The sequence below is a fragment of the Arthrobacter sp. AOP36-C1-22 genome, from assembly GCF_052377515.1.
GTDB lineage: Bacteria > Actinomycetota > Actinomycetes > Actinomycetales > Micrococcaceae > Arthrobacter_H.
Genome location: NZ_JBQSWW010000011.1, coordinates 60,089 through 80,488, shown reverse-complemented (window position 1 = coordinate 80,488; position 20,400 = coordinate 60,089). Strand labels below are relative to the sequence as shown.

Sequence of the window (20,400 nt, the reverse complement as noted above, 5' to 3'; positions counted from 1 at the left end):
CATGAACGACCCCATCACCCTGAACGGCACCACGCCGAATGCTTCGCCGGTCCGCGGCCAGGAGCAGATCCTCACCCCCCGGGCCATGGACTTCCTGGCGCAGCTGCATCACGAGTTCGAGCCGCGCCGGAAGGAACTGCTGGCCCTGCGCGAAACGCGCCGCCGCGAGATCGCCGGCGGCCAGGATCCGCACTTCCTGGAAGAGACCCGGCCCATCCGTGAAGACGACTCCTGGACGGTCGCCCCCATCGCCCCCGGCCTGGAGGACCGCCGGGTGGAGATCACCGGACCGCCGGAACGCAAGATGGCCGTCAACGCGCTGAACTCCGGTGCCAACGTCTGGCTGGCGGATCTGGAGGACTGCACCACCCCCACCTGGCAGAACGTCATCAACGGGCAGCTGACCCTGCGGGCCGCGCTCGAGAACGACCTCGACTTCACCTCCGAGGAGGGCCAGGAGTACACGGTCACCGGACGGACGCTGACCGAGCTGCCGACCATCATGGTCCGGCCGCGCGGCTGGCACCTGCCCGAGCGGCACCTGACCATCGGCGGCAAGTCCACCTCGGGGGCGCTGGTCGACTTCGGCCTCTACTTCTTCCACAACGCGCAGCGGTTGATCTCCGGCGGACGTGGCCCCTACTTCTACCTGCCCAAGATCGAGAACCATCTGGAGGCCCGCCTCTGGAACGACGTGTTCATCAGGGCCCAGGAGTTGCTGGACATCCCCCGGGGGACCATCCGCGCCACGGTCTTCATCGAGACCATCACCGCGGCCTTCGAACTCGAGGAGATCCTCTACGAACTGCGGGAGCACTCCGCGGGCCTGAACGCCGGCCGGTGGGACTACATCTTCTCAGTGATCAAGAACTTCCGCACCCGCGGACCGCGGTTCGTGCTGCCGGACCGGGCGATGGTGACCATGACCGCCCCCTTCATGCGGTCCTTCACCGAACAGCTGGTGCGGGCCTGCCACCGCCGCGGGGCCACGGCCATCGGTTCCATGAGCGCCTTCATCCCGAACCGGCGCGACGAGGCCGCCAACGCGGTGGCCTTCGAGACCGTCGGGGTCGAGAAATCCCGCGAAGCCGCCGACGGTTTCGACGGCGCCTGGGTGGCCCACCCGGATCTGGTCCCGGTGGTGCAGCGGATCTTCGATCGGGAGATGGGCGGAAAACCGAACCAGATCGACCGTCTGCGCGAAGACGTCGCCGTCGATGACCGGGCCTTGCTGGACATCGCCGGAACCCCGGGGCTGATCACCGAGGGCGGGGTCCGGATGAACGTGGTCATCGGGCTGCGCTACATCGAGTCCTGGTTGCGGGGCAACGGGGCCGTGGTCCTGAAGAACATGATGGAGGACGCCTCCACCGCCGAGATCTCCCGCTCGCAGATCTGGCAGTGGATCCACCAGGGTGCGGTGACCGACGACGGTGAGCTGATCACCGCCGAGTTCGTCGAGGAGATCGTGGAGGAGGAGTACGCGAAGATGGAACGCTTCGAGGGGGACCGGTTCGCCGATGCCCGGGAGATCTTCGATGAGTGTGCCCTGCAGGATGACTACCCGGCCTTCCTGACCGTGCCGTCCTACACGCGGTTCCTCTGCCAGTCCAAGGCGCGGCAGATGATCGACGCCTGACCAGCCACCGACCGCCCCGCCGGGGGTTCTTCCTCCATTGGATCCCGGGCCGGGGCGGTCGGCCCCCACACCACGACGGACCCCATCTGGCAGAGCTGCCGGGGTCCGTCGTCTTTTTGAGGTCGGGGTCTAGATGTCGTCCTCGTAGGCGGGGCCGCCCTCGCCCTCCCAGGTCTCCAGCCGGCGGACCTTGGAGGCGTTGTATTTGCGGCGGACCCCGCGGCCGGCATCCTCGTCCTCCTCGACGAAGACGGCGCCGTACTGTTCCAGGGCGTGGCGCAGCATGGCGTTCTGCTCGACGGTCAGATCGTGGTTGCCTTTTTCGAAGGCCCGGATCTGCTGTTTCTCCAGTCCGGCGGCCCGACCAATGACCTTGCTCGAGACCTGGGTGATGGCGCGGGCGGCCCGGGCCAGATCGGCGGGTATGAATGTTGATGGGTTCTTCATGCCTTGATCATCCCAGTCTTCGCGCGCGAAGTCAGGCGACCCGACCGGGACGGGTGCACCAGTAGGCTGGATACCGGTTCCGGAGGGCCCGGATGAGTGGAGACGGCGGGGAGCAAACCGATGGACATCGATCCGGGGAACGACGTCGACACGGCCCCTCGCCGGGGATCGCCGGCGGCCCGGACCGTCACCACCCTCCTCTCCCCCGTGGTCCTGGTCAGCGCCTACCTGCTGGTGCTGCCGCTGCGGAGTCCGGACACCACCTGGCTGCAGGCCATCGTGGCCCTGGTCTTCACCACGGGACTGCCCTGGCTGGGCGTGGTGTGGATGAAGCATCGGGGCCGGGTCACCGATCTGCATGTCCGTGAGCGGTCGCAGCGCCGGCCCGTGTTCGTCCTCGCCGGGGCATCCCTGCTGATCGGTGGCGGCGCGTTGGTGCTGCTGCGGGCCCCGGCGGCGGTCTTCAGCGCGCTGGGGTTGATCCTGGCCGGACTGCTGATCTGCCTGGTGGTGAACCTGCGGTGGAAGATCTCCGTGCATACGGCGGTCGCCGCCTTCATCTGGCTCGAGGTCTTCTCCGACCCGGACTGGGGTGCGGCCGCCGCCCTCTTCCTGACCTTGCTGGTCGGCTGGTCGCGTCTGGAGCTGCGACGGCATACCCCGGGCCAGGTGCTCGCCGGTGCGCTGGTGGGCTGCATCGTGTTCGCCGGCGGGCTGGCCCTGCCCTGAACCGCTCGTCCGGCCAGGGGCTCCCGCGGTTCCTGCCCGTCGACCGCTTATAGGATGGCGGGGACCACCGGCGAGGGCCCAGGCCCGCCCCCGACACCTGCGAACGGAGCACCCATGGCACTTCGTGTTCTGGTCCCTTCCCCCGCGTTGGCCCACGCCATCAGCGGTCCGGGGATCGAAGCCATCATCTGGCATATCGATTCCGAGGCCTCCCCGGCCCCGGCAGCCGATGTCCTGATCACCGAGCGTCCCCGCGTCCAGGCCCACCGTTCCCGGGTGAACAGCATCCCCGGCCTGCGCCACGTCCATCTGCTGTCCATCGGCTACGAATGGGTCCTGGACCATCTGCCGCCCGGGGCCACGCTGAGCAATTCGCGGGGCGCCGTCGAGGATGCCACCGCCGAACACGGGCTCGCCCTGACCCTGGCGGCACTGCGCGATCTGCCGGTCGCCGCCACCCAACAGCACCGCCACGACTGGACACCGCTGTGGACCACGTCCCTGCATGGTTCGGTGGTCGTCCTCCTGGGCCATGGCGGGGTGGGCCGGGAAGTGGCCGCCCGGTTGGCGCCCTTCCGTCCGGCAGCCGTGCTCCCCGTGGCCCGCCGGGAACGCACCACCGAGAGCGGGGTCCACGTCCACGGGGTCCAGGAGCTGCCCGGGCTCCTGCCCCGGGCCGACGTCGTCATCGTCACCCTGCCCCACGCGGCGGGCACCGAACGGCTCGTGGATGGCGCCTTCCTGGCCGCCATGGCCGACGGGGCCCTGCTGGTGAACATCGGTCGCGGCGCGGTCGTGGACACCGAGGCACTGGTCGCCGAGTTGCAGTCCGGACGGCTACGGGCCGCCCTGGATGTCGTCGACCCGGAACCGCTCCCGGCCGGCCACCGGCTCTGGGAGGCCCCCGGCTGCCTGCTGACCCCGCATATGGCCGGGAACACCAACGAATTCATCCGCCTGTCCACCGAGGGCGCCGTGGAGCAGGTCCAGCGTCTGGCGCAGGGCCGGGCCCCGATCCACCTCGTGGCCGGACCGGGGGCCGGGTAGCCCCTCGACGGTCCCCGCCCGGTACTCTGGGGAACCATGGAGAACATCACGCTCAAGCCCGGCGACCAGGTCGTCTTCACCTCCCTGGAAGCACTCGATAAGAACGATCTCGCCCAGGCAGTCACGGACGCCGGCTACCTCGTGGGTCCCGGGGTCTCGAAGAAGACCGCCCTGCTGGTGGCCGGGGACCCCGACGTGGATTCAACCAAGTCGCGCAAGGCCCGCGACTACGGCATCCCCGTCATCGGCGAGCACGACTTCGTTCAACGCTTCCTCGGCGGGGTCCTCCCGGCCACGGCGGAGGCCCCCGAGCTCTCGGCCCCGGCCTCGCTGGACGACCTGCCCCCGAATGCCAAACGTGATCTTCCCGCCGTGAAGCTCGCCTGCGCTGCGTTGCGCGAGGAACTCCCCGTCCAGGCCCTGGTCAAGACCCCGGAGGCCGGGGTCTTCGTCGTCCGCGGTCCCGCCCGCCATTCGGCCCTCGGCGAGGCCTGGATGGTCGGCGGCGTCGCCGTCGCCGGCTCCACCGGGACCCCCGATAAGATCGTGCGCGCCCTGGGCCTGGCCGGCGGTGATGAATCGGCACCGCAGGACGACCTCGAACGGCTGGACGTCAACCACCCCACCTACGGGCAGTTCAGCGTCTATGGCCCCCTCCGCCACCAGGCCGGGCTGGACCTGGTCGGCCCCTGGATCCGCGGTGGGGTCCACAGCCGGGATTGAGCTGCGGGCCGGCGCCGGGGAATACCCCGGGCGCCGGTCGGTGTTGCACCAGGCATCCCCGACCACAGGAGCCTTTCCATGGATCTGTTTGCCCCGCTCACCCTCGGCGACCTCGACCTGCCCAACCGGCTGGTCATGGCCCCGCTGACCCGATCACGGTCCCGCGTTGACGGGGTGCCCAACGACGACGTCGTGGAGTACTACCGCCAACGGGCTTCGATGGGGCTGATCGTCAGCGAGGGAACCTATCCCAGCCAGACGGGCCAGGGATTCGTGCGCCAGCCCGGACTGGCCACCGAGGAGCAGGTCGCCGGGTGGAAACGCGTCACCGACGCCGTCCATGCCGAGGGCGGGCTGATCATCGCCCAGGTCATGCATGCCGGCCGGGTCACCCACCCGGAGATCACCGGGGTCCAGGAGGTCGTCGCCCCCAGTGCGATCGCCGTCGAGGGAAGCACCCGCACCTACACCGGCAAGCACCCCTACCCGGTCCCCCGCGCCCTGGAGACCTCCGAGCTGGCTGGCATCGTGGAGGAGTTCGTCCGGGCCTCGACCAATGCGATCGCCGCCGGCTTCGACGGGGTGGAACTCCATGGCGCCAACGGCTACCTGCTCCATGAGTTCCTGGCCTCCTCGACGAATACACGCACCGATGCCTACGGCGGGTCCCCGGGAAACCGGGCCCGCCTGGTCATCGAGGTGGCCACCGCGGTGGCCGCGGCCATCGGTTCCGGCCGCACCAGCCTGCGGATCTCCCCCGAACACAATGTCCAAAGCACCCTGGAGGAGGACCGCGACGACGTCGCGGCCACCTACGGTGCGCTCATCGACGGGATCGCCCCGCTGGGATTATCGGCGCTGAGCATCCTGCACCGGCAGCCGACCGGGGAACTGGCCCAGGATCTGCGCTCGCGTTTCGGCGGCCCCGTGCTGTTGAATTCGGGGTTCGCCGAGATCACCACCGTCGAGGACGCCCGGGAGCTGACCTCCAGCGGCTGGGGTGAGGCGGTCGTCGTCGGGCGGCCCGCCATCGCCAACCCGGATCTGGTGCGGCGCTGGCGTGAGGACCTGCCGCTGAACGAACCGAACCAGGCGACCTTCTACACCGAGGGGCCCACCGGGTACATCGACTACCCGTTCTGGCAGAACTAGCCCCCGGACACCGGACGGGAATAGTCCTCGGCGCGGGGAGGTTGAAGCATCCATGACTTCTCCGCGCCTTTCCGTCGATATCTGGTCCGACATCTCCTGCCCCTGGTGCTTCATCGGCAAACGTCGTTTCGAAGCGGCCCTGGCCACCCTTTCCTTCCGTGACCAGGTGGACGTGACCTGGCACAGCTACCAGCTCGATCCCTCGCTGCCGGCCCACTACGACGGCACCGAATTCGAGTATCTTTCGCAGAAGAAGGGCATGGACCCGGCGCAGGTGAAGCAGATGCTCGAACACGTCACCGGCCAGGCCGCCGACGAGGGGCTGCACTACGATTTCGGCAACCTCAAGGTCGCCAATTCCTTCACCGCCCACCGCCTGCTGCATCTGGCCGGGGCGCATGGCCTGGCCGGCGAGGTCAAGGAGGCGCTGCTCTCCGCCCAGTTCGAAAAGGGCCTGGACACCGGGGACACCACGGTGCTGCGCCGGATCGGCACCGACGCCGGACTGGCCGAGGACGACGTCGTGGCGGTCCTGGAATCGGATCGGTACACCGCCGAGGTCGAGGCCGACATCGCCCAGGCCCGCGCCCTGGGGGTGACCGGGGTGCCGTTCTTCGTCCTGGACATGAAGTACGGAATCTCCGGGGCCCAGCCACCCGAGGTGTTCGCCGAGGCCCTGACCACCGCCTGGGGTGAGGTCTCCCCGCTATCCATGGTCAACGCCGGACAGGACCCGGCCTCCGGCACCCAGGCCCCCGCCTGCGGCCCCGAGGGCTGCGACTAGCAGCGGCCCACCCGCCGCCGTCCCGGGTTACTTCCCGTCCTGATCCTTCGCCGGTGAGGGGTCCGCCTTCCCGGAGGCCGCTGCGGATTCCTTGGCCTTCTTGCGGGCTTCCTTCACCGCGATCGGGCAGCTGAGCTGGCCGTCGGAGGTATCCACCTTCTTCTTCGGGACGATCGACCCGGCCTTGTACTTCTTGCCGATGACGAAATCGATGGTGTCGGCGCTGCGCTTGGGCTTCTTCACGTATTCGGTGCCCTTGATATGGCGTTGGACGGTCAGGGCGTTGGCCCGGCCCTTCGTCCCGGAGACCACGGTGCCCACGATGTCGGCGTTCTTCAACTTCGCATTGGCCACCTTCCCGATCGTGAAACCGTGCTTCTTCAGCGATTCGGCCGTGGCCGCGGCCAGCCCGGCGCTGGTGGTGGCGTTGTAGACGTTGACGGTGACGTCCTTCGGCTTCGCGTACTCCAGTTCCTCCTGCGGGCAGACGGCGGCGGCCGGATCCTCCGCCTGGGCCGTCGCCGTGGGCGTCGGCGCCGGTTCCAGGGCGGGGATGACCACCTGCCCGGTCTTGACCAGGTAGGCGAGCACGAGCGCGGCGATCACCAGCGCGACCAGCAGGCCCAGCACCATCCCGTGCAGCAGCCGGCGCCGGTAGTAGCGCGGGTTCTCCACGCGTTCGGGGTCGTGATCGGAGAACCCCTCGTCCAGGTCCTCCTCGGTGACGATCCGTTGGCCATGCCAGTCGGTCGGGTCTCGTTCATCGCTCATGGGATCACGAATCCAGGATCAGGACGCGGGCGTGCATGACCGAACGCTGGTGCAGGGCGGTCCGCACGGCCCGGTGCAGCCCGTCCTCCAGATACATGGTGCCCTGCCACTGCACCACGTGGGGGAAGAGGTCACCGAAGAACGTGGAGTCCTCCGCCAACAGCGCTGCCAGGTCCAGGGTCGCCTTGGTGGTCACCAATTCATCGAGGCGTACCTGACGGGGGGCGACGACGGCCCAGTCCTTGGGAGTGACAAGGTCGTGGTCGGGGTACGGGCGGGATTCGCCGACTGCTTTGAAGATCACTGTTCCAGCTTAGGGAACGCCAGCCCGATGTGGAGCGACGACCTGCCGGGGAGACCTGTCAAGGGTTCCGACATCCGGGGCAATATGACGGAACCCGGCGTAACCGTTGCTGTCGTCGCGGGGCCGCCGCGCCCTAACGTTACGGCCATGAACCTTGTGCGAACCTCAGTGCCCGTTCTTGATTTCTCCACGGCCCGTCGGGCCGACGGCTGCTTCAACCCCGAATTCATCGACGCCCTGCGTGCGGCGAGCCATCAGGTCGGCTTCTTCCAACTCACCGGTTTCGGCGCCGCCGAAGGCCAGGCGCAGGAACTCCTGCAGACCATGGAGGCCTTCTTCGCCCTGCCCCTGGCCGAACGGTTGGAGCTGGACAACCGCACCTCGGCCCAGTTCCGTGGCTACACCCGGCTGGGCAAGGAAATGACCCGGGGCCGGGCCGACTCCCGGGAACAGATCGACTACGGCCCGGACCGGGAGGCGCTGGAGGGCTACCCGCAGGACCGCCCCTACCTGAACCTGCAGGGCCCCAACCAATGGCCCGCGTCCTTCCCCGAACTCGAGCGCGTGGCCATGGCCTGGGCCGAGCTGATGTCACGGGTCGGGACCGAACTCCTCGCGGCGATCGCCGTATCACTGGGTCTGCCCGAGGATCATTTCGAGGCCCCGTTCCGGCACGACCCGGCCTGGATGGGCAAACTGGTCCACTACGTCGGCGGCCAGGTCCCGGAGGCCGGCAACCAGGGGGTGGGCCTGCACGCCGATTACGGTTTCGTGACCCTGCTGCTCCAGGACCAGGTCGGCGGGCTGGAGGTCCAGCCCTACGGGCATCAGAACTGGATTCCCGTCGAGCCGATCCCCGGGGCTCTGGTGGTCAACCTCGGGGAGATGCTCGAGGTCGCCACCAACGGTTACCTGATGGCCACCATCCACCGCGTGACGGCACCACCGGCCGGCGTCGACCGCTATTCGGTACCCTTCTTCTGGTCCCCGCGGCTGGATTCGGTCATCGATACGGTCCCGCTGCCACCGGAGCTGGCGGCCCAGGCCCGTGGCGTCTCCGACGATCCGACCAATCCGATGCTCTCCTCCTACGGCGCCAACGTCCTCAAGGGGTGGTTGCGCGCTCATCCGGAAACCGCCGCCCGGCACTATCCGGGGCTGTGATCCGGCCATCGGGCGGCGCATGTTCATGGTCTTCCTGCCACGTTGCGGTGCCTGCACCGAATGCGCCGACGAGGAATTACCCCCTGGGCAGGCCACCGAGCGCGCGATGCCCTCTCGCGCTCCAACCCCTGAGACCTGACCGCCCAAGCCCAGTCGATCAATCCAGTTCTAGCCCTCGCGTCCCAGTCGCTGGCGCGCGGTGTGCGTACCCCGCCCGATGGGCACACGTCGCGTGGCGGCCCCGAGCCCGAACGCCGGCATATCGGTGTAGACCGTCTCTTGGTCGGTGACCCTCACCTGGTAGGTCTCGTGCCAGATGCCCACGTCGCCGCTGCCTGCCGACTTCTTCGTGAACTGGCGCCAGGCCCCCAGATGCGGAGCATCCTGGGCGGAGGCAAAGCGCTGCAAGTCCTCCGGGCTGCGCCAATAACTCAGCAGAATCGTGGTCCGACCCAGCCATTGGTGGTAGCCCAGCAGACCGGTTTCAGGATCTTTCGCCAGATGAGCCAACTTCCGTGGCATGGCGGCCACGGTCGGGAGCACCGAGGCCAGCTTCCACCATCTGTTGGCCCGCATCCCGATCAGGAACACGGTCACGTGCTCCTGATCGGGGGCCGCTGTATATCTGCCCGGATCCACGGTTGCTGCCACGACCATCGTCTCTCATCGCGCATCACACTGCTATGGAACGATGATATGGATGCTTGGCACCTTGGCAAGACCTTTAACCCATGATGCGATATTGCGCCGCCCCCCGGCTCCTCACAGCGGTCAGCAGCATGGTTTCCGTGTCTTTTGCCCGGGAACACCCCGTGGGACGAGGCTTATGAAGCAGTTTCACCCCGCCTCGTCAGCCTCTACGGCGAGCGCTACAGGGCCGCCCGCACCGCCCCGACGAGCTCGTCGGAGAGCGGCTCGACACTGGACGCGAACCGGCCCAGGATCCGGCCATCGGCCCCGACGAGGAACTTCTCGAAGTTCCAGCCGATATCCTGGACCTCTCCGGTGGGGTAGGCGGTGAGCTCGCGGTAGAGCGGGTGGGCGTCGGGGCCGTTGACGTTGGTCTTCGTGGCCAACGGGAAGGTCACCCCGTAGTTGATCTGGCAGAACTCCTCGATCTGCGCATCCGTTCCCGGCTCCTGGCCCATGAACTGGTTGCTGGGCACCCCCAGCACCACCAGGCCCTGGTCCCGATGCGTCGCATACAGCTTCTCGAGACCCTCATACTGCGGGGTGAATCCGCATTTGGAAGCGACGTTGACCACCAGGACCGGCCGGCCGGCGAACGCCTCCCCGAAGGTCGACGTCGTTCCGTCGTTGAAGGTGATGGCCACATCCTGCAGGGTCGAATCGGGCGTGCTCATGATGTCCTCTCGCTCAGGGGTTCCTGCCTTCAGCCTAGCCATCCGGCCCGGCTTTCCCCTGTCCTTCAGCGACCGGCGAAGCGGTTGACCCGCTGCACCGAATCCGGGTGCGCGGCCAGGGCCGAGATGCTTCTCGTTTCCGCGGCCAGATGTGCCGCGTAGCCGGTGGACATCCCCGCCCGGAGCAACGCCTTCGTCGGCCCCAGGGTCTGGACGGCGCCTTGCAGGAACCCGTCCTCGGCCACGGTGAGCTCGCCTTCGAAGACGGCCGAGGGGGCCGAGGCGTTCGCCAGCCCCCAGTCGACGGCCTCGTTACCCGCAAGCCGGCGTCCGCCCAGGGTCAGATCCACGGCGCGCTGGTGGCCCACGGTCGCGGGCAGCAGATAGGAGACCCCCGTGTCGGGGCTGAATCCAATGCCCGCGTAGGCGGCCATCAGCGTCGCTTCCTCCGCCACCAGGACCCAATCGGCGTTGAGCACCAGCCCCAGGCCGGCCCCCGCGGCCACCCCGTTGACCCCGGCGAGCACCAGGAGCCGGGAATGAACCAGGGCCAGCGCCAACTCGTGGGCCGCCTCGGCCAACGCGGCGATGAAGGCGGAGCGTTCGGCGGGCGGGGATCCCGCCATGTTCCCCACGTCCCCTCCCCCGCAGAAGAACCGTCCGGTCCCGGTCAGGGTGAGCACGTACACCTCGGGGTCGGCCTCGGCGGCACGAACGGCGGCCAGCAGTTGGCGGGCCAGGGCCAGGTCCAGGACGTTTCCGCCCTCCGGCCGTTGCAGGACCAGCCGCACGACCCCGGGACGGCGTTCGATGCCGATCACCGGCTGCTCCGGCCCGGCAGTCCCGGCGCTCACTGCCCGGTGCTCCGTTCCGCGCGCAGCTCGCGTTTGAGGAGTTTGCCCGACTGGTTCCGGGGCAGCTCGGCGACGAAGTCCACCCGTTTGGGCACCTTGTAATCGGCGATCCGGCCCTTCACATGCGCGCGGACCCCCTCGGCCGTCAGGGAAGCACCTTCCTTGAGGACGACGACGGCGGTGATGGCCTCGATCCAGCGCTCATCGGCAACCCCGACGACGGCGACTTCGGCTACTTCGGGCAGTTCGTAGATGCAGTCCTCGACTTCCCGTGGAGGCACGAGCACTCCCCCGGTGTTGATGACGTCCTTGATCCGGTCCACGACCTGGATGTAGCCCTGCGCATCCCGGGTGACCTGGTCCCCCGAACGGAACCAGCCGTCAACGAAGGCCTCTTCGGTGGCCTCCTGCTTATTCCAGTAGCCGGTCATCAGTTGGGGTGACCTGTACTGGATCTCCCCGGGCTCGCCGGGGGCGGCGATCTCCCCGTCGGCGGTCACGACACGGGCCTCGACGTTGTAGACCGGCACACCGCAGGAGGCGGGCCGGGCCTCGTGGTCCTCGGGGCGCAGGACGGTGCATAGCGGGCCCAGCTCGGATTGGCCGAAGCAGTTGTAGAAACCGATCCGTGGATACCGCGAGCGCAGTCGCGCCAGCACGGTCACCGGCATGATGGAGGCCCCGTACTGGGCCTTGGCCAAGGACGACAGGTCCCGGGTCTCCATCTCCGGATGGTTGCTCAAGGGCACCCATACGGTGGGCGCCAGGAACAACGAGCCGATGTGTTCCTCCTCCACCAGGCGCAGGATCTGCCCGACCTCCGGACGCGCGATCAACCGGATGGTGGCTCCGAGGGAAAGATAGGGCAGCAGGAAGACGTGCATCGCCGCCGAGTGGTAGAGCGGCATCGCCACCAGGGGGCGGTCCTCGGCGGTGAAGTCCAGGGCGATGACCGAGGAGACGTATTCGGCGACCAGGGCCTCGTGGGTCATCATCGCGCCCTTGGGGGCGGAGGTGGTTCCCGAGGTGTACAGCAGTTGCACGACGTCGCCTCCCGCCACCTCCACCTCGACGGGCGTGGAATCGGCCCCGGGGTCCATCGCGGTCGCCAGGACGGACCCCCCGCCGTCGTCCTGCGTGGGAAGCATCGGCCACACCTCGGTGGCCTCCGCCGCCCTGCCGGCGCTGCGCACCTGGTCCACCAGCGGCAGCAGGGCGGGATCGGCGACGACCAGGCCCGCCCCGGAGTCGTCCAGGAGGTATCCGAGTTCATCGCCCTTCAGCGCGAAGTTCACCGGCACATGCACCAGTCCGGTCGCGGCACAGGCCAGATACAGGACGGCATAGGCGTCGGAATTCATCCCGTAGGCGGCGACCCGCGCACCCCGGGGAAGACCGCTGGAGACCAACCGGTGGGCCACGCGGTGGACGGCCAGTTCGAGTTCGGCGTAGGTCCACCGCCGGTCCTCGAAGAGCAGGGCCGTCGCCCCGGGATTGCGTCCCACGGAACGGCGCAGGACCGCACCGATGGTGTTGGCCCTGCCGGGCGTGGTTGGGGTGTTCATGGTGGCATTCCTCCCGCAGGTCGGCCCGGTCACGGACCACGATGTGACTCACCCCACAGGCTAGTCCGGGACTCCGGGCGCCGCCATACCGCCCCGCGGGGCGACGATCCGGTCACGGACGGGGCCCCGAGGGCCGCTGACCAGTGTTTTCCGGTAGGAATCATAAGTAGTATGGTGTGTTACGTCACACGCACTGCATCGTGCAGCCCACCTGCACCACGAGGCAAATAAAGGGAGTACCTACCATGACCAAATCCAAACGTGCCCTCAGGCTGGCACTGGCCACGGCGGGCATCGGCGCCCTGTCGCTCAGTGCCTGCACCGGCCCCGTCGACGATTCCGGGGGCGACAGCAGCGACAGCGGCAAGAAGGTCACCGTCGGGACCACCGACAAGATCGTCTCCCTCGACCCGGCGGGTGCCTACGACAACGGTTCGCTGACCGTGATGACCCAGGTCTACCCGTTCCTGCTCAACTCCAAACCCGGCAGTGCCGATCCGGAACCGGGCATCGCCACCTCGGCGGAGTTCACCTCCCCCAAGGAATTCACCGTCAAGCTCAAGGACGGGCTGAAGTTCGCCAACGGCAACGACCTCACCTCCTCCGACGTGAAGTTCAGCTTCGACCGGGTCGTCTCCATCGACGACCCGCAGGGTCCCGCGGCACTGCTGACCAACCTGGACCACGTCGAGGCCCCCGATGACTCCACCGTCGTGTTCCACCTGAAGGCCGGCAACGACCAGACCTTCCTCGGGGTCCTCACCAGCGCCACCGGTCCGATCGTGGACGAGGAGGTCTTCTCCAAGGACAAGATCACCCCCGACGACGAGATCGTGAAGGGCAAGGCCTTCGCCGGCCAATACGAAATCACGAACTACACCAAGAACGAACTGGTGTCCTATCAGGCCTTCGACGGCTACCAGGGCCTGCTCGGTGAGCCCGAGTCCAAGACCGTGGACTACAAGTACTACACCAGCGCCAACAACCTGAAGCTCGATATCCAGCAGGGCAACATCGACGTCGCCTTCCGCAGCCTGGCGGCGACCGATATCGAGGACCTCGAGAAGGATGACAAGGTCCAGGTCCTCAAGGGCCCCGGCGGCGAGCTGCGCTATGTCGTCTTCAACTTCAACACCATGCCGTTCGGGGCGAAGACCTCGGATGCCGATCCGGATAAGGCCCTGGCCGTCCGGCAGGCCATGGCGGACTCCGTCAACCGGCAGGACATCGCCACGCAGGTCTACAAGGACACCTACACCCCCGTCTACTCCTTCGTCCCCTCCGGCCTGCCCGGCGCGATCGAGCCGCTGAAGGAGATGTACGGTGACGGCGACGGCGGCCCGGATGTCGATCGGGCCAAGAAGCGCCTGAAGGATGCAGGGGTCAAGACCCCGGTGGAACTGAACATCCAGTACAACGCCGACCACTACGGCCCCTCCTCCGGCGAGGAATACGCCATGGTGAAGTCGCAGCTGGAAAAGACCGATCTGTTCAAGGTCAACCTGCAGTCCACCGAATGGGTCCAGTACAACAAGGACCGGACCCAGGATGTCTACCCGATCTACCAGCTCGGCTGGTTCCCGGACTACTCGGATGCGGACAACTACCTGACGCCGTTCTTCGCACCGGGTAACTTCCTGGCGAACCACTACGACAACAAGGAGGTCGCCAAGCTCGTCCAGAAGCAGCAGGTGACCACCGACGAGGATAAGCGTTCCGAGTTGATCGGCGAGATCCAGACCGAGGTCGGCAAGGACCTGTCGACGTTGCCCCTCCTGCAGGGCGCGACGGTGGCCATCGCCGGTGAGGACGTGGACGGGGTCGAGAGCACCCTGGACGCCTCCTATAAGTTCCGGATCGGTGTCATCTCCAAGAAGTAGTACACCGGGTCCATGGGGGCGGGGCGGTCATTCGGACATATGGCCGCCCCGCCCCGCTTGCCGTCCAACGCCGGGATCACTGGATCCGGGCCGCACGAGTATAGGTAGATATGACAGTAGAGAGTGACAAGGTCCCGGCCGGATTCGGTCTGGCGAAGGGGAAGAAACCCCGGAGCCAGAGTCTCGGTCTGGCCCGTTATCTGGTGATCAGGTTCCTGCTGATCATCCCCACCATGTTCATCCTGATCAGCATGGTCTTCTTCCTGATGCGGATCACCGGTGACCCGATCACGGCGGCACTGGGCGGCCGACTCCCCCCGGATCAGCTGGCCGACCGGATCCACGCGGCCGGCTACGACCGTCCCGTCCTCATTCAGTATTTCGACTACCTCGGCGACATCCTGCGCGGCAACTTCGGGACCACGCTCTCGGATAACCGCGAGGTGACCGACATCCTGGCCCAATACGGCACCGCCACCCTGGAACTGGTGATCTACGCACTGATCGTCGCTTTCATCATCGGGGTCCCCTTCGGCATGATTGCCGCCTATAAGCGGGACCGGCTCCCCGACGCATTCCTGCGGCTGTTCGCCATCCTCTGCTACGCCACCCCCGTCTTCTTCGCCGGGCTGCTGCTGAAACTGATCTTCTCCGTCTGGCTCGGGTGGTTCCCGGTCTCCGGCAGAACCGACTATCTGTCCGAACTCTCCGGGCTACGCAACCCCAGCGGCCTCTACCTGTTGGACGCCCTCCGCGCCGGGAACATGACGATCGCCCTGGATGTGCTCAAACACGCGGTTCTTCCGGCCATTGCCCTGGGGCTGCTCATCGGCGGGGTGTTCCTGCGCCTGGTGCGCACCAACCTCATCGGCACCCTGGGCTCCGACTTCGTCGAGGCCGGCAGATCACGCGGTGTCAGCGAATACCGGCTGGTCACCAAACATGCCTATAAGCCGGCACTGATCCCGATCGTCACGGTCATGGGCCTGCAGATCGCCCTGACCCTGGGCGGCGCGATCCTGACCGAAACCACCTTCGGGTGGAAGGGACTGGGCTTCATGCTCGCCGAATACCTCACCGCCCGGGACTTCGTCGCGGTCCAGGGCATCGTCATGCTCATCGCAGTGATCGTGGCGTTGACCAACTTCCTGGTGGACGTCATCGCCGCCTTGATCGACCCGAGAGTGAGGTACTGATCGTGGACACCACCACATCGAAACCCGCCCGGCAGCCGCGCTGGACCCGACTGCCGATCATCTCGCATCTGCGCAAGAGCGTCGGGCTGCAACGCACGATGCTGATCATCGGGCTGATCCTGTCGGGCATCTTGTTCCTGACCGCGATCTTCGCCCCCCTGATCGCCCCCTACGGCTACGCCCAGGCCTCCGCCGACGGCGCCAACTTCGGCGCGCAGATGGCCCCCAGCGCCGCCCATATCTGGGGGACCACCGTCGGGGGATACGACGTCTTCTCCCGCGTGATCTGGGGCGCCCAGACCGCGGCACTGGTCATCGTCCTCGGAGTGCTCATGTCGATCTTCGCCGGGGTGATCCTGGGGCTGGTCTCCGGCTACCTCGGTGGCTGGGTCGACCGGCTGCTGGTGGTCATCGCCGATGCCATCTACGCCTTCCCCGCATTGCTGCTGGCCATCGTGATGTCGATCGTCATCAGCGGCGGCCAGTCCAACCTCTTCGGGGGGATCATGGCCGCGGCGATCTCGATCACCGTGGTCTTCATCCCGCAGTACTTCCGGGTCGCCCGCGCCGAAACCATCCGGCTCAAGGCCGAACCGTTCGTGGAGTCCGCGAAGGTGATCGGCACCTCGAACCTGCGCATCATCTCCCGGCACGTCTTCCCCAACGCCACCCGGACGATGCCGTTGATCTTCACCCTCAACGCGGCGGAATCGATCCTGACCCTGGCCGGGCTGGGCTTCCTGGGCTTCGGCATCGAACCCTCATCGGCCGCGGAATGGGGCTACGACCTGAACAAGGCCCTCGCCGATGCCACCAGTGGCATCTGGTGGACCGGGCTCTTCCCGGGCCTCGCGATCGTCCTGACCGTGCTGGGCCTGACCCTGGTGGGCGAGTCCATGAACGACCTGAACGATCCGCGGCTGCGCGGCCGGCGTCGCGCCGGCAGGAAGAAGCGCGGCGGACCCGACATGCCCGCCGACGCCTATGTCAATGGAACCGGACTGGAGGTCACCAAATGAGTCACGAACGTGAACCCGGGCAGGACCCGAACACCGCCTCCCCGGACGACGGCAAACCCGTCCTGTCCATCTCGGGACTGGAGGTGACCTTCGCGACCGATGGTGGCGATGTGCACGCGGTCAACGACGTGAACCTGGACGTACGTCCCGGGGAGGTCGTGGCGATCGTCGGCGAATCCGGCTCGGGCAAGACGGTCACGGCCAAGACCATCCTGGGACTGTTGCCGGAAACGGCGACCAGTGCCGGGGTGGTCCTGGTCAATGGTTCCGATGTCCTCTCCGTCAGCGCCAGCCAATTGCGGGACCTGCGGGGCCGCGATGTCGCCATGGTGTTCCAGGAACCCTCCACCGCACTGAATCCGGTCCACACCGTCGGCTGGCAGATCATCGAGGGGATCCGCGCCCATGCGGGCTCCGGACACCGGATCAGCCGCAAGGAGGCCAAGGCCCGGGCCATCGAGGCCTTGGCCAAGGTGGGCATCCCGGATCCGGGGCACCGGGTGGATTTCTATCCGCACCAGTTCTCCGGCGGGCAGAAGCAGCGGGTCGTCATTGCCGCGGCGCTGGCCCTGAATCCCGGGCTCATCGTGGCGGACGAGCCGACCACCGCCCTGGACGTCACCGTCCAGGCCGAGATCCTCGAACTGCTCCGCGAGCTGCAGCGCAAGGACGGGACCTCGATCGTGCTGATCACCCACAACATGGGTGTCGTCGCGGATCTGGCGGACCGGGTCGTGGTGATGTATCGCGGCGATGTCGTCGAGGAGGCCCCCGTGGCCGACTTGTTCGCCCACCCGCAGCAGGACTACACCAAGGAACTCCTGGCCGCCGTCCCCCACCTGGGGCGGAACTCCGCCTCGGCCGGACTGGAGGAGCGGGCCCACTCCGAGGCCGAGGTCCTGGTGCGCGCCACGGATCTGGAGGTCGAATTCCCCGGAGGGATCGGCAAATCCGCGTTCCGCGCCGTGGGTGGGGTCTCCTTCCAGATCTCCGCCGGGGAGGTCTATGGGCTGGTGGGCGAATCCGGATCGGGCAAGACGACGATCGGACGGTCCATCGCGGGGCTGAACAAGATCACCGGGGGCAGCCTCAACGTCCTCGGCTACGAGATGCTCGACTTCCGCGAACGGACCTTCAAACCGCTGCGCAAGGACATCGGTTTCGTCTTCCAGGATCCGGGGGCTTCGTTCAACCCGCATCTGACCATCGGCGAATGCGTGGCCGAACCCTTATGGGTCCACCAGGATCCCACGGCCTCCGGCGCCCGGGACCGGGTCCGGGACCTGATGGACGCGGTCCAGCTGCCCGGCCGGTTCGTGGACCGCTACCCCCACGAGCTCTCGGGCGGGCAGCGGCAGCGGGCCAGCCTTGCCCGGGGCCTGGCGCTGAACCCGAAGCTGCTGATCGCCGACGAACCCACCAGCGCCCTGGACGTATCCGTCCAGGCAGCGGTGCTGGACCTGTTCAAGGAGATCCAGACGGAGTACGGATTCGCGGCGTTGTTCATCAGCCACGACCTCGCGGTCGTGGACATGCTCGCCGATTGGGTCGGGGTCCTCTACCGCGGCAAACTGGTCGAGGAGGGCATCGGCAGCCAGATCATGGGAAGCCCACGCCACGACTACACGCGGCGTCTGATCGCCTCGCTGCCGGTCCCGGATCCGGCCGAGCAGGCCCGGCGTCGTGCCGCCAACCGCGAACTGCTCACCGACTAGGGTCCGGCCCGGCTGGTCCGGTGGCGGTGGCGGCCCCGCCGTCGTCGCCGGACCAGCGGCCGGGCCGCCGGTGGTTCCGGCGCTATCCCTGCGCCACCGACGGGATGCGTCCGCCGACCAGCACCATATCGACCTGCCGGTCGGAGAGCTTATGGCGCAGGGTGACCTCCCGGCCGCCCAACGTCGCCGCCACCTCGTTGCCTGCCTTCAGCTGGTCCCGTAGCCCGTTGATGACCAGCCGCTGCCCCGTGGTCCCGGCGTCGTAATCGGCGGCGTCGGTGAATTCCAGGGCAAGGATCCCGAAGTTGGCCAGGTTCTGCCAGTGGATGCGGGCGAAGGACTTGGCGACGGCCACCCGCAATCCGAGGTAGCGCGGGGCGATGACCGCGTGTTCGCGCGAGGATCCCTGCCCGTAGTTCTCCCCGGCGATGACCGCATGGCCGCCTTCATGCTCCCGGGCCTGGTCCGGATAGCTGGTGTCGATGCGGGAGAAGGAGAACTCGGCGATCTTCGGGATGTTGCTGCGGAAGGGCAGCACCCTGGATCCGGCGGGCATGATCTCGTCGGTGGAGACGTTGTCGGCCATCTGCAACAGGATCGGCAGATCCAGATCATCGGCGATGGCATCGAAATCGGGGAGGCTGGAGATATTCGATCCCTTCACCAATTCGACCTCGGCTGCCTCCTTCGGCGGGAGCGGTTCCTGGAGCATATCGGTGTTCTGGCTGAACGTCTTCGGCATTTCCGGGCGGGGGTAGGCCAGCTCCAGGGTGCGGCCGAGTTCACGCGGGTCGGTGATCCTGCCGGTCAGTGCCGCCGCCGCGGCGGTCTCCGGGGAACACAACCACACCGCATCTTCCTCGGTTCCGGAGCGTCCGGGGAAGTTCCGGGGCATGGTGCGCAGACTGTTCCGGCCGGTGGCCGGGGCCTGGCCCATGCCGATGCAGCCCATGCAGCCCGACTGGTGGATCCGGGCTCCTGCCCCGACCAGCTGGGTCAGCCAGCCGCCGCCGATCAGATCGGCCAGGACCTCGCGGGACGTGGGGTTCACGTCCACCGAGACCTGCTCGCAGGCCTGCCGGCCCGCAAGGATTTCGGCGAACACGGCGAAATCGCGCAGACCGGGGTTCGCCGAGGAGCCCACGACCACCTGGAACACGTCCTCGCCGGCGGCCTCCGCCACGGTGACCACGTTGCCGGGCGAGGAGGGTTTGGCGATGAGCGGTTCCAGCTCGGAGAGGTTGATGGAGTCCGTCCGGTCGTAGCCCGCTCCCGGGTCGGCCAGCAGCTCCTGGAACTCGTCCTCCCGCCCCACGGCCGCCAGATATTCGCGGACCGCCTCATCGGCGGGGAAGACGGTGGTCGTGGCCCCGAGTTCGGCGCCCATGTTCGCGATGACGTGGCGGTCCATGGCGGTCAGGCCCGCCAGGCCCGGGCCGTGGTATTCGATGATCCGCCCGACGCCGCCCTTCACTCCGTGGCGGCGCAGCATCTCCAGGATCACGTCCTTCGCCGAGACCCAGTCGGGCAGTTCCCCGGTCAGTTCGATGCCCCAGATCTCCGGCATCGCCACATAGAGCGGTTCCCCGGCCATGGCCATGGCCACTTCCAGGCCCCCGACGCCGATGGCCAGCATCCCGATGGCTCCGGCGGAACAGGTGTGGGAGTCGGAACCGACCATGGTGGCCCCGGGTTTGCCGAAGCGTGATTGGTGGACCGGGTGGGAGACGCCGTTGCCGGCCTTGGAGAACCACAATCCGAACCGCTCGGCCGCCGATTGCAGGAAGAGGTGGTCCTCGGGGTTCTTTTCATCGGTCTGCAACAGGTTGTGGTCGACGTATTGGGCTGAAAGTTCGGTTTTGACCCGATCCAGCCCCATGGCTTCCAGTTCCAGCATGACCATCGTCCCGGTGGCGTCCTGGGTCAACGTCTGGTCGATGGAGATGCCGACTTCGGCCCCCGGGGTCATCTCCCCGTCTACCAGATGCGATGAGATCAGCTTCTGGGCGACATTGCGCGCTGGGCTGCTGGTGCTCTGCTTGGCCAT

The 20,400-nt window shown here is 67.4% G+C and carries 19 protein-coding genes; 11 read left to right on the top strand and 8 right to left on the bottom strand.

The window, feature by feature from the left end; translation table 11 throughout:
* Position 1 precedes the first annotated feature (1 nt).
* A complete protein-coding gene (gene aceB / locus ACT3S6_RS08405) occupies positions 2 to 1,639 on the top strand; it encodes a malate synthase A (protein ID WP_444554556.1) in 1,638 nt (545 codons plus the stop codon).
* Between the two features lie 129 nt (positions 1,640 to 1,768).
* On the opposite strand, the gene ACT3S6_RS08400 is transcribed toward aceB, so the two are convergent.
* Positions 1,769 to 2,086: an XRE family transcriptional regulator gene (locus tag ACT3S6_RS08400; RefSeq protein WP_444554555.1), complete on the bottom strand. Its 318-nt coding sequence runs from the start codon at positions 2,084 to 2,086 to the stop codon at positions 1,769 to 1,771.
* Between the two features lie 120 nt (positions 2,087 to 2,206).
* On the opposite strand from ACT3S6_RS08400, the gene ACT3S6_RS08395 reads away from it, so the two are divergent.
* From ACT3S6_RS08395 to ACT3S6_RS08375, 5 genes are all read left to right on the top strand, one after another.
* Positions 2,207 to 2,815, top strand: a complete 609-nt coding sequence (locus ACT3S6_RS08395) for a phosphatase PAP2 family protein (RefSeq protein WP_444554554.1) — start codon at positions 2,207 to 2,209, stop codon at positions 2,813 to 2,815.
* A gap of 114 nt (positions 2,816 to 2,929) precedes the next feature.
* Positions 2,930 to 3,862 (top strand): NAD(P)-dependent oxidoreductase, encoded by a 933-nt coding sequence (locus ACT3S6_RS08390; RefSeq protein WP_444554553.1) that lies wholly within the window; start codon positions 2,930 to 2,932, stop codon positions 3,860 to 3,862.
* 36 nt (positions 3,863 to 3,898) lie between these two features.
* Positions 3,899 to 4,585, top strand: a complete 687-nt coding sequence (locus ACT3S6_RS08385; RefSeq protein ID WP_444554552.1) for a BRCT domain-containing protein — start codon at positions 3,899 to 3,901, stop codon at positions 4,583 to 4,585.
* 78 nt (positions 4,586 to 4,663) lie between these two features.
* Positions 4,664 to 5,737 carry an alkene reductase gene (locus ACT3S6_RS08380; protein WP_444554551.1) on the top strand — a complete coding sequence of 358 codons (1,074 nt, stop codon included), beginning with the start codon at positions 4,664 to 4,666 and terminating at the stop codon, positions 5,735 to 5,737.
* Positions 5,738 to 5,789: 52 nt separating this feature from the next.
* Positions 5,790 to 6,521 carry a DsbA family oxidoreductase gene (locus tag ACT3S6_RS08375; protein WP_444554550.1) on the top strand — a complete coding sequence of 244 codons (732 nt, stop codon included), beginning with the start codon at positions 5,790 to 5,792 and terminating at the stop codon, positions 6,519 to 6,521.
* A gap of 27 nt (positions 6,522 to 6,548) precedes the next feature.
* Here ACT3S6_RS08375 and ACT3S6_RS08370 read toward each other — a convergent pair whose 3' ends face one another.
* A complete protein-coding gene (locus tag ACT3S6_RS08370; protein WP_444554549.1) occupies positions 6,549 to 7,292 on the bottom strand; it encodes a LytR C-terminal domain-containing protein in 744 nt (247 codons plus the stop codon).
* Positions 7,293 to 7,296: 4 nt separating this feature from the next.
* On the bottom strand, positions 7,297 to 7,596 hold the full coding sequence (locus ACT3S6_RS08365; RefSeq protein WP_444554548.1) for a type II toxin-antitoxin system VapB family antitoxin: 300 nt from the start codon (positions 7,594 to 7,596) through the stop codon (positions 7,297 to 7,299).
* Positions 7,597 to 7,743: 147 nt separating this feature from the next.
* On the opposite strand from ACT3S6_RS08365, the gene ACT3S6_RS08360 reads away from it, so the two are divergent.
* Positions 7,744 to 8,760, top strand: coding sequence for an isopenicillin N synthase family dioxygenase (locus tag ACT3S6_RS08360; protein WP_444554547.1), 1,017 nt, complete (start codon positions 7,744 to 7,746; stop codon positions 8,758 to 8,760).
* Positions 8,761 to 8,928: 168 nt separating this feature from the next.
* Here the strand turns inward: ACT3S6_RS08360 and ACT3S6_RS08355 are convergent, their stop codons facing one another.
* The 4 genes from ACT3S6_RS08355 to ACT3S6_RS08340 all read right to left on the bottom strand — a co-directional run bounded on the left by ACT3S6_RS08355 (position 8,929) and on the right by ACT3S6_RS08340 (position 12,543).
* Positions 8,929 to 9,411, bottom strand: a complete 483-nt coding sequence (locus tag ACT3S6_RS08355) for a DUF4188 domain-containing protein (RefSeq protein WP_444554546.1) — start codon at positions 9,409 to 9,411, stop codon at positions 8,929 to 8,931.
* A gap of 218 nt (positions 9,412 to 9,629) precedes the next feature.
* Positions 9,630 to 10,124, bottom strand: coding sequence for a glutathione peroxidase (locus ACT3S6_RS08350; protein ID WP_444554545.1), 495 nt, complete (start codon positions 10,122 to 10,124; stop codon positions 9,630 to 9,632).
* Between the two features lie 65 nt (positions 10,125 to 10,189).
* Positions 10,190 to 10,978, bottom strand: a complete 789-nt coding sequence (locus tag ACT3S6_RS08345) for an enoyl-CoA hydratase/isomerase family protein (RefSeq protein ID WP_444554544.1) — start codon at positions 10,976 to 10,978, stop codon at positions 10,190 to 10,192.
* Positions 10,975 to 12,543: a fatty acyl-CoA synthetase gene (locus ACT3S6_RS08340; protein ID WP_444554543.1), complete on the bottom strand. Its 1,569-nt coding sequence runs from the start codon at positions 12,541 to 12,543 to the stop codon at positions 10,975 to 10,977. Before ACT3S6_RS08340 ends, ACT3S6_RS08345 begins: the two co-directional genes overlap by 4 nt.
* 245 nt (positions 12,544 to 12,788) lie before the next feature.
* Here ACT3S6_RS08340 and ACT3S6_RS08335 point away from each other — a divergent pair, with 245 nt between their 5' ends.
* The 4 genes from ACT3S6_RS08335 to ACT3S6_RS08320 all read left to right on the top strand — a co-directional run bounded on the left by ACT3S6_RS08335 (position 12,789) and on the right by ACT3S6_RS08320 (position 18,353).
* Positions 12,789 to 14,423: an ABC transporter substrate-binding protein gene (locus ACT3S6_RS08335; protein ID WP_444554542.1), complete on the top strand. Its 1,635-nt coding sequence runs from the start codon at positions 12,789 to 12,791 to the stop codon at positions 14,421 to 14,423.
* A 110-nt stretch (positions 14,424 to 14,533) separates the two neighbouring features.
* On the top strand, positions 14,534 to 15,619 hold the full coding sequence (locus tag ACT3S6_RS08330; protein ID WP_444554541.1) for an ABC transporter permease: 1,086 nt from the start codon (positions 14,534 to 14,536) through the stop codon (positions 15,617 to 15,619).
* Between the two features lie 2 nt (positions 15,620 to 15,621).
* A complete protein-coding gene (locus ACT3S6_RS08325; RefSeq protein ID WP_444554540.1) occupies positions 15,622 to 16,638 on the top strand; it encodes an ABC transporter permease in 1,017 nt (338 codons plus the stop codon).
* Positions 16,635 to 18,353, top strand: coding sequence for a dipeptide ABC transporter ATP-binding protein (locus ACT3S6_RS08320; protein ID WP_444554539.1), 1,719 nt, complete (start codon positions 16,635 to 16,637; stop codon positions 18,351 to 18,353). Before ACT3S6_RS08325 ends, ACT3S6_RS08320 begins: the two co-directional genes overlap by 4 nt.
* Before the next feature lie 82 nt (positions 18,354 to 18,435).
* Here ACT3S6_RS08320 and ACT3S6_RS08315 read toward each other — a convergent pair whose 3' ends face one another.
* Positions 18,436 to 20,400, bottom strand: a complete 1,965-nt coding sequence (locus ACT3S6_RS08315) for an aconitate hydratase (protein ID WP_444554538.1) — start codon at positions 20,398 to 20,400, stop codon at positions 18,436 to 18,438.

Bases quoted from the DNA above. Each gene is read 5' to 3' on its own strand.
- ACT3S6_RS08350 (WP_444554545.1), bottom strand. From the start codon at position 10,124: ATGAGCACGCCCGATTCGACCCTGCAGGATGTGGCCATCACCTTCAAC.
- ACT3S6_RS08375 (WP_444554550.1), top strand. From the start codon at position 5,790: ATGACTTCTCCGCGCCTTTCCGTCGATATCTGGTCCGACATCTCCTGC.
- ACT3S6_RS08385 (WP_444554552.1), top strand. From the start codon at position 3,899: ATGGAGAACATCACGCTCAAGCCCGGCGACCAGGTCGTCTTCACCTCC.
- ACT3S6_RS08330 (WP_444554541.1), top strand. From the start codon at position 14,534: ATGACAGTAGAGAGTGACAAGGTCCCGGCCGGATTCGGTCTGGCGAAG.
- ACT3S6_RS08335 (WP_444554542.1), top strand. From the start codon at position 12,789: ATGACCAAATCCAAACGTGCCCTCAGGCTGGCACTGGCCACGGCGGGC.
- ACT3S6_RS08340 (WP_444554543.1), bottom strand. From the start codon at position 12,543: ATGAACACCCCAACCACGCCCGGCAGGGCCAACACCATCGGTGCGGTC.
- ACT3S6_RS08315 (WP_444554538.1), bottom strand. From the start codon at position 20,400: ATGGCCAAGCAGAGCACCAGCAGCCCAGCGCGCAATGTCGCCCAGAAG.
- ACT3S6_RS08395 (WP_444554554.1), top strand. From the start codon at position 2,207: ATGGACATCGATCCGGGGAACGACGTCGACACGGCCCCTCGCCGGGGA.
- aceB (WP_444554556.1), top strand. From the start codon at position 2: ATGAACGACCCCATCACCCTGAACGGCACCACGCCGAATGCTTCGCCG.
- ACT3S6_RS08360 (WP_444554547.1), top strand. From the start codon at position 7,744: ATGAACCTTGTGCGAACCTCAGTGCCCGTTCTTGATTTCTCCACGGCC.
- ACT3S6_RS08370 (WP_444554549.1), bottom strand. From the start codon at position 7,292: ATGAGCGATGAACGAGACCCGACCGACTGGCATGGCCAACGGATCGTC.
- ACT3S6_RS08320 (WP_444554539.1), top strand. From the start codon at position 16,635: ATGAGTCACGAACGTGAACCCGGGCAGGACCCGAACACCGCCTCCCCG.
- ACT3S6_RS08390 (WP_444554553.1), top strand. From the start codon at position 2,930: ATGGCACTTCGTGTTCTGGTCCCTTCCCCCGCGTTGGCCCACGCCATC.
- ACT3S6_RS08380 (WP_444554551.1), top strand. From the start codon at position 4,664: ATGGATCTGTTTGCCCCGCTCACCCTCGGCGACCTCGACCTGCCCAAC.
- ACT3S6_RS08400 (WP_444554555.1), bottom strand. From the start codon at position 2,086: ATGAAGAACCCATCAACATTCATACCCGCCGATCTGGCCCGGGCCGCC.